Origin of the sequence: Niallia nealsonii, assembly GCF_002835805.1 — a bacterium.
GTDB lineage: Bacteria > Bacillota > Bacilli > Bacillales > Cytobacillaceae > Niallia > Niallia nealsonii.
This window is the reverse complement of sequence record NZ_PISE01000011.1, coordinates 40,420-54,743: the sequence shown is the minus strand read 5'-3', so window position 1 is coordinate 54,743 and position 14,324 is coordinate 40,420. Positions and strand designations below refer to the sequence as shown.

8 protein-coding genes and 1 pseudogene are annotated in these 14,324 nt (G+C 34.4%); 8 read left to right on the top strand and 1 reads right to left on the bottom strand.

Annotated features, from left to right (window positions below):
* Positions 1 to 829: 829 nt before the first annotated feature.
* A complete protein-coding gene (locus tag CWS01_RS05025) occupies positions 830 to 1,786 on the bottom strand; it encodes a ribose-phosphate diphosphokinase (RefSeq protein WP_101175984.1) in 957 nt (318 codons plus the stop codon).
* A 407-nt stretch (positions 1,787 to 2,193) separates the two neighbouring features.
* Between CWS01_RS05025 and CWS01_RS05020 the strand changes: the two genes are divergently transcribed.
* The 8 genes and pseudogenes from CWS01_RS05020 to CWS01_RS04985 all read left to right on the top strand — a co-directional run bounded on the left by CWS01_RS05020 (position 2,194) and on the right by CWS01_RS04985 (position 14,308).
* A complete protein-coding gene (locus CWS01_RS05020; RefSeq protein ID WP_101175982.1) occupies positions 2,194 to 3,570 on the top strand; it encodes an amino acid permease in 1,377 nt (458 codons plus the stop codon).
* Positions 3,571 to 3,635: 65 nt separating this feature from the next.
* A pseudogene (locus CWS01_RS05015) lies at positions 3,636 to 4,124 on the top strand (GntT/GntP/DsdX family permease); the annotation flags it as partial.
* 400 nt (positions 4,125 to 4,524) lie between these two features.
* Positions 4,525 to 6,054, top strand: a complete 1,530-nt coding sequence (locus tag CWS01_RS05010; RefSeq protein ID WP_168714357.1) for a response regulator transcription factor — start codon at positions 4,525 to 4,527, stop codon at positions 6,052 to 6,054.
* 12 nt (positions 6,055 to 6,066) lie between these two features.
* Positions 6,067 to 7,863: a sensor histidine kinase gene (locus CWS01_RS05005; RefSeq protein WP_101175979.1), complete on the top strand. Its 1,797-nt coding sequence runs from the start codon at positions 6,067 to 6,069 to the stop codon at positions 7,861 to 7,863.
* A 166-nt stretch (positions 7,864 to 8,029) separates the two neighbouring features.
* Positions 8,030 to 9,313, top strand: a complete 1,284-nt coding sequence (locus CWS01_RS05000) for an ABC transporter substrate-binding protein (protein WP_101175977.1) — start codon at positions 8,030 to 8,032, stop codon at positions 9,311 to 9,313.
* Between the two features lie 192 nt (positions 9,314 to 9,505).
* Entirely contained in the window at positions 9,506 to 10,435 is a 930-nt protein-coding gene (locus CWS01_RS04995) for a carbohydrate ABC transporter permease (RefSeq protein ID WP_101175976.1), read from the top strand.
* Entirely contained in the window at positions 10,432 to 11,262 is an 831-nt protein-coding gene (locus tag CWS01_RS04990; RefSeq protein WP_101175974.1) for a carbohydrate ABC transporter permease, read from the top strand. Before CWS01_RS04995 ends, CWS01_RS04990 begins: the two co-directional genes overlap by 4 nt.
* A 31-nt stretch (positions 11,263 to 11,293) precedes the next feature.
* The gene (locus tag CWS01_RS04985; RefSeq protein WP_101175972.1) at positions 11,294 to 14,308 is read left to right on the top strand and encodes a glycoside hydrolase family 2 TIM barrel-domain containing protein; all 3,015 of its coding nucleotides are present in this window, start codon (positions 11,294 to 11,296) and stop codon (positions 14,306 to 14,308) included.
* Positions 14,309 to 14,324: the final 16 nt, after the last annotated feature.

Genomic DNA, 14,324 nt, shown 5'->3' with positions numbered 1-14,324 from the left:
TTTTTTATGCAAAAAAAATTCAGAGGAGAAGTGGCTGTATCCTATGCTGGGCCTAGGATAAAAAAAATTATTTTTTTTCAAATCATCTCTTTTTGAGATTAATTCTTTATTTTATTTCAAGTTTTGAGAGGGAAATAAAAGGTGGTTTTCTTCGAAATTATGGAAAGTAGCATGGGGATAAAATGAATAAAAAGTGTATAAATTATGAATAAAAATAGGCTGCTAAAAAGATCATGCATGAATCATGAGGCTGCTGAAAAACTTACTATTTTTTATAATTATATGTGATGGAAGGGGCAATTAAAGGAAACCATCTATTGTTTGAAGAGGCTTACCATTCGCCCCCCGGAAAGCGAATGGTAAGCCTCGAAAAACTGATTCATTCATCGATTAAAAGCCAATTTCAAACTAGTTCTATCTACTAATTTAACTTTTTTAGTGGCCTATAAATCATTTAGAGATTTTTGAAAGGGAGTGTGAAAATAACTGAGCAAACAATCGATGAATAATATACGGTTGTATATCGATTATTATGTCGATGATTCTTTTGTCATATAATAAAAAATGGAGATTGGCAAAGAGGAAACCAGTTAAAAATAGTATGGAGTAATGACAGAAGAAGTAAAAAACACAGTAGCAGAGATCAATTAAGTCTTAATTATCTGCATGGAGATGGACAACAACAAGGAAATAGGGGCCTGTATTTCTGTTGTTTATATGAATATGCTAAACAGTTTAACTCCCTATTCTTATATGGTTCACGATATTTTAATATAATAAAAAGCCCCCTGTAATATATTTTAGGGGGCAATTGGAATTAGAGGGAAATTTATTTAAATAACACACTAACCGATTTTTGTTCATACACGCGGCTGATGGCATCACCCATTAATTGGGCAATAGAAAGCTGAGTGATTTTATCGATCCTTTTTTCTTCTGTAAGTGGGATGCTGTTTGTTACAACTAATTCTTTTAATGCAGAATCTTGAATTACTTCAATAGCACGTTCTGATAATACGGGATGTGTACAGCAAGCATATACTTCTTTTGCACCGTTTTCTACTACTGCTTTAGTTGCTGTTGCAATTCGGTATGCTGTATCAATAATATCATCAACTAAGATTGCCGTTTTGCCTTCAACATTTCCTACAATATTTACTTCTCTAGAACCGATATCACGTGGTCCACGTTTATCAATAATGGCAATTGGCGCTTTTAAGCGGTCTGCCAGTTCTCTAGCACGTGTTACACTTGCATGGTCTGGTGCTACTACAACTACGTCATTTTCGTATTCTTTTGCACAGAAATATTCAGCAAGAATTGGCATTGCAAGCAATGGGTCAACTGGAATATTAAAGAAGCCTTGTGTTTGCGGTGCATGAAGGTCTAATGAAATCACACGATTTGCACCAGCTTTTTGAATTAAATTAGCTATTAATTTTGCAGTGATTGGCTCCCTAGGCTGAGCTTTTCTGTCTTGGCGGGCATATCCGTAATATGGAATAACAACATTGATTTCTTTTACGGAAGCACGTTTCAGAGCGTCAATCATGATCAGCAATTCCATAATGCTTTGATTAACTGGTTCTGATGTGGATTGGATAATAAACACGTCACAACCACGAACGCTTTCTTCAATATTAATTTGAATTTCACCATCACTAAATTGTTTAACAGTACATTTTCCAAGCTCTGTTCCAAGCGCTTCCACAATTTCTTGAGCTAATTCAGGATTCGAATTTAATGAGAAAACTTTAAGTTTTGTTCCGTTATATGTGTTTGGCACGAATGCTTCCTCCTAGAGATGAACATGTTTCAAAAGAAGTCTTGTTCATTTATCTTGTTTTTTCCAAAGTAAACTATATCTATTTTGTATTTTAGGGTAGTCTATGTGTCAATGCAACCTATTCCATCATATTTTTTGCAAATAACCAGAAGGGTAGGAGAGATTTTAAAAATTTTCTACTAAAGAAAAAGTTTGTTTTTTGTTGTTTTTTGTTGTTTTTCGTATAAAAGAGTATGTTTTTTTATTATTTTTCAATATTTTTTTAAAAACTTTTGCAGTATGTTTTGATTGTTATCAAAATATGCTAAACTATCTGTCATAGTCTCTATTACAAATGTGCGCTGCATATGGAATTTTTGCTGGCGTATAAGTATGGTAACAAGAAGGAAAGAGAGTGGGGAAATATTATGCCAGAAGAGAAATTAGCAAGAGGACTAAAAAATAGACATGTCCAATTGATTGCGATCGGCGGTGCTATTGGGACAGGTTTGTTTCTTGGTGCAGGAAAATCTATTCATCTAGCAGGACCGTCGATTCTATTTGCTTATATGATTACAGGAGTTATATGTTTTTTAATTATGCGTGCACTTGGAGAGCTGCTTTTAAGCAACTTAAAATATCATTCCTTTGTTGATTTTGTCCAAGATTATTTAGGGAATGGGGCTGCGTTCGTAACGGGCTGGACGTACTGGTTTTGCTGGATTTCTATTGCAATGGCAGACTTAACAGCTGTTGGATTATACACACAATTTTGGTTTCCTCATGTACCACAATGGATGCCAGGTTTAATAGCATTAGTGATTTTACTTGTCATGAATCTTGCCACTGTAAAGTTATTTGGGGAAATGGAATTTTGGTTTGCTTTAGTAAAAGTTATCGCAATATTAGCTTTAATTGTTATTGGAATATTTATGATTATTAAAGGTTTTGCGACTGATGCAGGACCATCAAGCTTTACTAATTTATGGAGTCATGATGGCATGTTTCCACATGGAATGCATGGATTTATTCTTTCATTCCAAATGGTTGTTTTTGCTTTTGTTGGGATTGAACTTGTCGGATTAACAGCAGGAGAAACAGAAAATCCAGAGAAAGTAATTCCAAAAGCGATTAATAATATTCCTATTAGAGTATTGCTTTTCTATGTTGGGGCACTGGTTGTAATTATGAGCATTTATCCATGGAATGCCATTAATCCAGGCGAAAGTCCTTTTGTTCAAGTATTCTTGGCAGTTGGAATTGCAGCAGCAGCAGGAATTGTCAATTTTGTTGTTTTGACATCTGCAGCATCAGCTTGCAACAGCGCCATTTTTAGTACAAGCAGAATGATCTATTCATTGGCAAAAGATAATAATGCACCTGTACCTTTAGCAAAATTGACTAAAAGCCAGGTACCATCAAATGCATTATTCTTTTCCATGATGGTTATTTTGGCAGCAGTTATTTTAAACTACGTTATGCCAGAAGGTGTATTTACCTTAATAACGAGTATTTCTACTGTATGTTTTATCTTTATTTGGGGGATTACTGTTATTTGTCATTTGAAATATCGCAAAACAAGACCAGAATTAGCAAGTAAGAGTAAATTCAAGTTGCCGTTATATCCATTCGCTAATTATTTGATTTTAGCTTTTCTTGCTTTTGTGCTTGTTGTGCTGGCACTTGCAGAAGATACACGTGTCGCTTTGTTTGTTACACCAGTATGGTTTATTGTGCTTGTGGTAATCTATAAGCTAAAACGCAAAAATGCAATACCTAAAAATCAAACAATAGATAATCTCTAAAAATAATTGATAGAAAGCCTGTAGCGATTTTGCTGCAGGTTTTTTTATTGAAGAATAGATGCATGGTTTCCTATGCAAGAAGGATTCCTATGAAAGAGATCGGAAATACATTATCTCAATCTATCGCCTAAATAGCTATGATACTATTAATTATCGGCGGTGGCGGAGCATTTAAACGAGTATTAGTAAACGGAGGAGTGGGAGATTATGTGGCAACATTGTTTAGTCAAACCAATATGTCTCCATTATTAGTTGCGTGGATGATTGCAGCACTTTTAAGATTATGTTTAGGATCTGCCACGGTAGCCGCACTTACTACGGCAGGTTTAGTTACTCCGCTTTTGGCAGTAAGTACAGTTAACCCAGCATTGGCCGTATTAGCAACAGGGGCAGGCAACGTTATTTTCTGTCATGTAAATGATGCAGGTTTTTGGACGGTTAAAGAGTATTTTGGCTTAAGTATGAAGGAAACATTCCAAACATGGAGTTTGCAGACAACTGTTATTTCTATAACTGGTCTTGGTTTTGTATTATTATTAGAGATGTTTATTTGAAAAAAATATAAGCGTTATTATAAAGCTTGTGAAAACAATAAATATAAACAAAATCAAAAGCTGTGTAAGTAGTTTAACTGACGATGAATTACCAATATGGGGCCGGCTATTCTAATTGGTTATCTCCCATGGGTGCCTTTTTTTATTGTTTTTCGTCTGTTTTTCAATGAGGCAAAGGAAACAAAAAATGAGAAGATTCAAAAGCCTTTCACCAATTCTTTTATCTGTGCAAAATGAACGATTTTTCCTTCATTACTTGTTACATATCGACTATAATTTAAAAGAGAAAGTTTTTTTTATCAAAAAATGAAAACGCATCCAAAATATTAAATTGTTCATTTCATTGAAATGTTCTCTAATGAGTAGACTAAAAATAGAAATATAGTAAGGAGAATACATGATGAAAGAGGAGAACTATTGCAAAGTCCTTATTGTGGATGATGAAGATCTAATAAGACAGGGGATTAAGCATTATATAGATTGGGAGAATGAGGGATTCGAAATTGTTGGCGAGGCATCAAATGGCAAGGAAGCGTTGGAATTGATGGAAACCATCAATCCGCATATTATATTAACGGATATGGTCATGCCGTTGATGGATGGGGAAGAATTAACTCGAATAGTAAAAGAAAAATTTTCTTCGGTTGAAATAATTATACTGAGCAGTTTCAGTGAGTACGATTACGTCAGGTCTACCTTTCAAAATGGTGTTGTAGATTACATATTAAAGCCAAAACTGGATACTCAAAGTTTATTGGATGTATTGAATGTCGCAAGACGAAGAATTCCTGCGTTTGAAAAGCAAAGAAACAAGGATTATGCAAAGAAATCTGTCCCAAAACTGTTGGAAAGATTGCTATCAGGCTATGAAGTACAAATAAATAAGAATGAAATCAAACAGGAACTTCCCCATTCTGCTTTTTATTTGTTGGGAATTAAGCTAAAGGGAACAGCTAGCAGAAAAAGCAAGTTAGAGAAGCTGTTGGATTTAGATGTACAAGATTATCGTTATTATCCATGTTATCTAAAAGATTCTTATGACATATTTCTTATTAATACAGATAAAAGCAATTTGTTGGAAAAGCAACTGAAAAAAGCAGCGATGCAGCTTGCAACAAGTCATTACTTTTTCCTGTCAAAGGGATATAATGATTTTTCGCAAACTGGGATAATATATAAAAATAGTTTTTTAAAGATCATAGATTATTCTTTTTATTTTCCCGATGAATGGTATATAACAGAGGAAGAATGGATGAATTATCGTCCCAAAAAGGAGAATTTTAATTTAGATTGGTTTATTGATGAATGGAAACAGAAAAATTTTGATTCTGCATTAGAATATTTAAAAAAACATGTGGAAAAGATGGCTTGCTGTTATACGATGGAAGTTTCTGAGTATAAAGCTTTTTTTAGTAATATTATTTTCAATTTAACTATTCTTCTTAACAATATGGGATATGAAGTGAAAGAGTTGGATAATACAAAATATCATTATTTTAATATGATTGATCAATCTCATACCGCAAAAGATGCCACCAATCAATTAGATTTATTTCTTGAAGAGGCAAGGAAATATGTACTCCATAAGGAAGATCAACCGATAGTTCCGATTAATATGAAAAGAATCATTGGTTATGTTACAGAACATTATGCAGAGTCTTTAACATTAACAGATTTGGCCAATCATTTTCATTTTAATCCTTCCTATCTTTCGAGTTATTTTTCCGCACATAATAATGAAAGTTTTATTGAATTTCTAAATAGGATCAGAATAGAAAAGGCGACTAAGCTATTAAAAGATGGGGAAAATTCTATATCAGAGATTAGCGGTATGGTAGGATATTCAGATCACAGCTATTTCTGCAAAGTTTTTAAGAAACTAAAGGGATTGTCACCTAGCCAATATAGAAGAAAATATCAAATAAGATAAGAGGAATAATCAATGAAGCTTATACCAAACCGTTTTAAACATAATGGGTTGTTTATCATTATGTTTTTATTGACTGTTACCATCGTTATAATTGTCAGCATCAGTATTTCTTGGGCAACTTTAAGGATGTCCGAGAATTTTTTTATTGAAAAATTTAGCATTACTAATTCTAAAGTAATGAATCAAATAAGTGATAAGCTGGAATCTTATCATGATTCCATTGTAATCGCTTCAACTAATATTCTGCAAAGCAGTACGGTGAAAAGTGTGTTGACCGAAAAAGAAACAAATATCGAAAAAATGCGTTCATTTTATAATCTGGATCAGCAAATGAAATATATTAAATCCAACCTTGACCCTTTTGAGGCAGAAATATTCATCAGCGGAATAAATGGTGTGAATTATACAACAAATCGTTCCTACTGGCCAATTACAGATGAAGAATTAAAAGAAAGTGAATTAATAAAGCAAACGAGAGCGACACCTCAAAAAATAGTATACCAATATTATCAATTGAAAAGTGATTCACCTAATAATAAAGATGATTTCATTGTTGCATCACGAGCATTAAAAGATCCATTCTCAACGTCTATCTATGGATCTATGTTTTTTGTTATTGCAGAAAGTGAGTTTAGAAATTTTTATGCTAATTATACTGGATCAGGAAACGATGTTTATCTTATGAATAAATCTGGTGTAATCCTTTCAAGTAACCAATCGGAATTAATTGGGCGTATGGAGCCAGAATTAATTCAGCATGTAGAGAAGGTTAGCTCAAGCAAGGATCAGTATATTATCGAAGAGTTTATGGGGAAAGAACAAATCATTTTAATGAAATATATGCCTTCATTTGATATGTATTTATTTAACACTATTGATAAAAAACAGGCGATAGGAGGTTTAATTGATAAAAAAGCTATTTTTATGATTTGTATGACCATCGTTCTAATCGCCTTGATTGTCAGTTTTTTCTTATCCAGAATGTTAACAAATTCTTTGTCTCGTCTAGTAAAACAAATATCTAATGCTTCTCAAAATAAGTTTCATCAATATGTAACAGTTGATGGGATTTATGAAACTAGGCAAATAGGGAGGGCTTTTAATTCGATGTTAGATGAGCTTCATGAATATGTAGATCAATTGCTCCTTGCTCAAAAGCAGCAAAGAAATGCAGAACTTGAGGCGCTTCAGCAGCAGATTAATCCCCATTTTTTATACAACACACTTACTTCCATTAAATTTATAGTACAGCAAGGAGAAAAAAAGGAAGCAGATGCTATTATTAATTCCCTTATTTCTTTATTGCAAAATACAATCGGCAATGTAAGTGAGACGGTGACAATAGATAAAGAAATAGAAAGTTTGCAAAATTATGTTTCTATCAATCAAAAACGATATGGCAGTCGTATTAATGTCCAGTACTTTATTGATCCAGAATGCGGACAATATCAAATTCCTAAGCTGCTTTTACAGCCATTTGTGGAGAATGCTTTTTTTCATGCATTCACTTTAAAAAATCATGGGTATATCCATATCCTTGTTTGGTCAGACAAAAACCATCTGATTTGTGAGGTTGTAGATAATGGTGATGGAATTGAGTTCATTTCTGATAGTCATTTGCCTGATACAAAACGGAATCAGCAGCTGTTTAAAGGAATAGGCATCCGCAATGTAAATGAAAGAATTCAATTATTATATGGAGAACCATTTGGTATAGATATATCTAGTACATTAGGAGATGGAACAAAAGTGAAAATCATGCTGCCGATTATATCGGCTAAAATGGCTGATAACTCAAAAACAGAATAGAAAAGTATCAAATTCTAAAAAAAATACAAATTTTTAAATAGTCAGCAAAAAAAACAAAAATAATTACAAATGTGCAAAAAAAAATTCCTAACTTTAAAAAAATGAAAATGGTAGGATAGATATTGTAGTCGTGGTAGCGTTTTCAAGATAAAAAGGGGGATTTAATATGAAAAAGTTTTTTGCACTAGTATTAGTCAGCATATTGCTTTTAAGTGCTTGCTCATCGGGAAGCAGCACTTCAAGCTCATCTGAGAAGAAAATAAACGATATCACAGTTTGGGCTTGGGATCCTAACTTTAATATTAAAGCATTAGAAATGGCAAAAGAAGCCTATAAAAAAGAAAATAAAGAACTAAATGTAAAGGTAGTAGAATATGCACAGGCGGATATTATCCAAAAGTTGAATACTAGTTTAAGCTCTGGAACTACTAAAGGATTGCCAAATATGGTGCTAATTGAAGATTATCGGGCTCAAAGTTTTTTAAAAGCATATCCGGATATGTTTTATGAGCTGACAGATTCCTTTCATGCAAATGATTTTGCGAAATATAAAATTGCACCAACTAGTATAGATGGAAAAAATTATGGAATACCATTTGATACTGGTGTAGCAGGACTTTATGTAAGAACAGATTATTTGGAAAAAGCAGGATACAGCATAGAAGATTTACACAATATGAGTTGGGAAAAATACATCGAAGTTGGCAAAAAAGTGAAAGAAGCGACCGGAAAACAAATGTTAACACAAGATCCTAAAGATTTAGGTCTAATTCGAATGATGATTCAATCTAGCGGTGCATGGTACTTAGAATCAGACGGTGCTACACCCGCAATTGCAAATAACGATGCATTAAAAGAAGCATTTAAAACATATAAAGAACTTCTGGATGCTGACATCGTCAAACCAGTATCCGATTGGAGCCAATTTGTAGCAGGATTTAACAGCGGAGAGATTGCATCTGTTCCAACAGGAAACTGGATTACTCCTTCTATTAAATCAGAAGCTTCTCAATCTGGTAAATGGGCAGTACTGCCTTTTCCAAAACTTGCAAACGTATCTAACTCTATAAACGCAACTAATCTTGGCGGAAGTTCTTGGTATGTGTTAAATACGGATGGAAAAGAAGAGTCAGCAGATTTCTTAGCAAAAACATTTGGATCGAATGTTGACTTTTATCAAGATTTAGTGAAAGAAATTGGTGCAATCGGTACGTATCAACCTGCAGCTGAAAGTGAAGCATATAAAGCTAGTGATGAGTATTTTGGGGGACAAAAAATCATTGCAGATTTCTCTAGCTGGACAGAACAAATTCCACAAGTAAACTATGGACTGCACACATATGCAATTGAAGATTTACTTGCAACGGGAATGCAAGATTATTTAAAAGGAAAAGACTTGGATAAAGTATTAAAAGATGTTCAGAAACAAGCAGAAGAACAAATCAAATAATTCAAGGATTTACCAAAATAATAGCTAAACAAAGGACTTCGGGGATCTCCTAGTTCCAAGTGAGTGAAGAATTCTCCTATGGAATTAGGAGAGAAACTCGAGGTTTTTTATTTACTCAGCTAAGGACAGCGAATTCTGCTGATAGAAGTTTTAATTTATCCCGCATCAACGGGTTGATAGGAGTTGATAGATATGGCTACACCGGAAAAAGCGATACACGGCATAACACGTGTTCCGAAAAAAAACAGCGTAAATCATAAATTAAAAAGTACCTTAATCGGATGGTCTTTTATAGCCGTTGCTACCATTTTTATTTGCTTATTTTACTTTTATCCAATGTTAAAGGCATTAACATTATCTTTTCAGTCAGGAACAGGAACGAACCTTGAATTTGTTGGATTTGACAACTATACGCGATTATTTAAAGATCCAACTTTTTTAACGACAGTAAAAAATACTGTCATCTACTTAATAGTTCAAGTACCTATCATGATACTTTTAGCATTATTTCTATCTGTATTATTAAATAATAAAACATTAAAATTTAAAGCTTTTTTTCGAACAGCTATCTTTTTGCCATGTGTAACCTCTTTGGTAGCTTATTCTGTCATTTTTAAATATCTATTCAGTCAGGATGGACTTATCAATCAAATGCTAATGAAATTATCCATCATTGCACAGCCAATCGAATGGTTGACAGATCCTTTCTGGGCAAAGATGACAATCATCCTCGCTATTACTTGGAGGTGGATTGGCTATAATATGATTTTCTATTTATCAGCGCTTCAGAATATTGATGAATCTATTTATGAAGCTGCAAGAATAGATGGCGCTTCACCAGTCCAACAGTTTTTTAAGATTACAATCCCTAATTTAAAGCCAATTATTCTCTTTACATCCATTACTTCCACAATTGGAACACTGCAATTATTTGATGAAGTAATGAATATCACACAAGGTGGACCGGGAAATGCAACAATGACGATTTCACAGTATATCTATAATCTTTCATTTAAATACACGCCAGATTTTGGCTATGCTGCGACTGTCTCTTATGTAATTGTTATTCTAATTGTTCTATTCTCCATTCTTCAATTTAAAGTGGCAGGTGATAAGCAATGAAAACAAATAAAGCAAAGTTGATATTTAATTATACGGTCTTAAGTGTTGCAACGATTGTATCCATTTTTCCTTTTTTATGGATGATTGTAAGTTCCACTAATAAATCGGTTGATGTCACACAAGGCAGATTATTGCCTGGAGCCCATTTTATTGATAATATGAAAAATTTACTAAATTCAGTAGAACTTGTTCCTGCATTGCTTAATTCAGCCAAGATATCCATATTAACTACTATATTGTCATTGATCATTGCATCGTTAGCTGGTTATGGCTTTGAAATTTATCGCAGCAAAGCAAAGGACATTGTTTTTAATATATTATTGCTTTCCATGATGATTCCTTTTGCGGCATTAATGGTGCCATTATTTAAAATGTTTGGTTTCATTTCTCAAACATTTCCAATGATCGGAATTGATACAATGGCAGCGGTTATTCTTCCTACCGTTATTACTGCTTTTCTTATTTTTTTCTTTAGGCAAAGCACAAAGATGTTTCCTGTAGATATTTTGGAAGCAGGAAGAATCGACGGTTTATCTGAATTGGGTGTTTTCTTTAAAATTTATGTGCCCACTATGAAAACAACTTATGCGGCGGCGGCAATCATTACGTTTATGTCTAGCTGGAATAGCTATTTATGGCCATTGGTTATTCTGCAATCACCTGAAAATCAAACAATCCCTTTATTGATATCTAATCTTGGATCTAGTTATTCTCCAGATTATGGTGTTATTATGACAGCAATTGTCATTGCTACACTTCCGGTTGCATTAATATTCTTTATTATGCAAAAACATTTTGTGGCAGGAATGATGGGATCTGTTAAATAAAATATAAAACAAAGAATAGGAGTGTTTAATCATGACAAAAAACCCAACGTTAAAATGGCTAGAAGATCCAACTGTATTTGCAGTCAATCGTATTCCAGCCCATTCTGATCATTATTATTATGAAACAATAGAAGAAGCGAAACGGTTAGATTCCATGATGTTAAGGCACTTATTAAATGGAAGTTGGAAATTTCATTATAGTATAAATCCGAAAATGCGCCCTGAAAAGTTTTATGAAATGGATTTTGACTGCTCTAGTTGGGGGACTATTACAGTTCCAGGGCATATGCAAATGCAAGGGCATGGGCAAATGCAATATGTCAATACGATGTATCCTTGGGATGGTCATCATGATATTCGTCCACCGGAAATTCCAAAAGAGGATAATCCAACTGGCAGTTATGTGACTTATTTTGCTTGTCCAGAATCTATGAATAATAAACCTGTTTTTTTATCTTTCCAAGGGGTGGAGACAGCATTTTATGTGTGGGTGAATGGAGAATTCGCTGGTTATAGTGAAGATTCCTTTACCCCTTCTGAATTTGAAATCACCCCGTTTCTTAAAGAAGGGGAGAATAAATTAGCAGTGGAAGTATATCAAAGAAGCACTGGTGCTTGGCTGGAGGATCAAGACTTTTGGCGTTTTTCTGGTATTTTTCGTGATGTTTATTTGTACGCGACACCAGAGTTTCATGCCATTGATGTAAAGGTGGATGCGACTTTAGATGACACATATATGAATGGAACAATAGCAATTGATTTAAAGCTTTCCTCTACAAGTGGGTATGTGAAAGCAATGCTAGAAGATAAAAATGGCAAAAAAATTTCAGAAGAAGTACTCTCGCAATCTGGGAAACTAGAAGTTGACCATCCATTGCTTTGGAGTGCTGAAGACCCTTATTTGTATACTTTATATCTTCAATTATTTAATGAAAAAGATGAATTGATAGAAGTCATTCCCCAAAAGGTTGGCTTTAGAAGGTTTGAACTTATAAATAAAGTGATGTGTCTAAATGGAAAACGAATTGTCTTTAAAGGTGTAAACCGTCATGAGTTTCACCATCGCAAAGGGCGGGCAATCAGCAAGGAAGAGATGCTTTGGGATATTCAAACATTAAAAAGAAATAACATCAATGCTGTCCGTACCTCCCATTACCCAAATCAAAGCTATTGGTATGAATTATGTGATGAATACGGTGTCTATGTAATTGATGAGATGAATTTAGAAACACATGGTTCATGGCAGAAGATGGGGGCTGTTGAGCCGTCTTGGAATATCCCGGGAAATAATGCAGAATGGCTTCCAATTGTAATGGATCGAGCCGTGTCTATGTATGAACGAGATAAGAATCATCCTTCCATTTTGATATGGTCTTGTGGAAATGAATCATATGCAGGGGAAGTCATATTAGAAGTATCCAAGTATTTTAAGCATATGGATTCAAGCAGGCTTGTCCACTATGAAGGAGTTTTTCATAACCGTGATTATGATGAAATAAGTGATATGGAAAGCCGGATGTATGCCAAACCTGCAGATATTGAAAAGTATCTAGTTGAAAATCCGGAAAAACCTTATATAAGCTGCGAATATATGCATGCAATGGGAAATTCCCTTGGCGGCATGTATAAGTATACGGAGTTAGAACAAAAGTATGAACTCTATCAAGGTGGATTTATTTGGGATTATATGGATCAAGCTGTTGTGAAAAAAAATCGTTACGGACAGGAATTTTTAGCATATGGCGGAGACTTTGATGACAGGCCAACAGATTATGGGTTTTGTACAAATGGAATTGTTTATGCAAATAGAGAGTTGTCACCGAAGATGCAAGAAGTAAAATACCTGTATCAAGATTTTAAATTGACAGTAGATCAAAATAGTGTCGTTTTGAAGAATGAAAGCCTTTTTACAAATACAGAAGAATACTTATTAGAATATCGCCTCTATTTGGAAGGGAAGGAAGTTTTTTTAAACACAGCAATAATTGTCGTACTCCCTGGGCAAGAAGGAAAATTAGCATTTAATTGGCCAGAAAGCATGTTTAAAGAACATGAGGAATACAGCATTATAGCATCCCTTCATTTAAAAGAAAGTAAGGAATGGGCAGAGAAAGGATATGAAATAGCATTTGGCCAGACTGTATTTACGGTTGGGGAAAAAGAAGCAAAAGCTCAATCAGCAACCGGAAAAATGAGAGTAGTAGAAGGCGATGTCAATATCGGTGTGCACGGCAATGATTTTTCAATCATGTTCTCCAAACAAGTGGGCAGTTTAATCTCTCTTAAACTTGGAGGCCGTGAAATAATCAATCTTCCTCCAGCACCATTGTTTTGGAGAGCCACAACAGATAATGATAGAGGTTTCCAGCAGCATTTTACTTCTGGAATGTGGCTTGCTGCAAGTCTTGCCCGTAAATGTACCAATATCGAACTCCATCAAGAAGAAGCGTTTGTGAAAGTGGAGTTTGCCTATCAGTTCTCGATTCACCCTGAGTTAGAGGTAAAGATAGCATATATCGTTTTCGCTGATGGAAGTATTTCCGTAAAAACGGTATATAACGGGGTAGACGATTTGCCACAGCTGCCGATATTTGCTGTTTCTTTTAAAATACCAGCAGAATACCAGCAATTAGAATGGTATGCAAATGGACCAGAAGAGAATTATAGTGATCGGGCTAAAGGAACGAAACTAGGAATCTTTAAAAATACAGTTGAAGAAAATATTTCAGGCTATTTAATGCCGCAAGAATCAGGAAATCGAACAGGTGTTAGAAGATTGACGGTTACAAATGCTGAGGGTGTGGGTATAGAAATACTATCTATTAAAGAACCATTAGAATGTAATGCCTCCCCATATACAGCTTTTGAGCTGGAGAGTGCCAATCATCTTTATGAACTTCCGCCTGTCCATAATACGGTATTGACTATCGCCGGAAAACAAATGGGAGTTGGCGGAGATGACAGCTGGGGAGCACCTGTTCATCAAGAGCATGTTATAGACAGTAATCAGCATCTTGAATTTGAATTTTTGTTAAAAAGAGTGTAAGAAGAGGTGTCAGCAG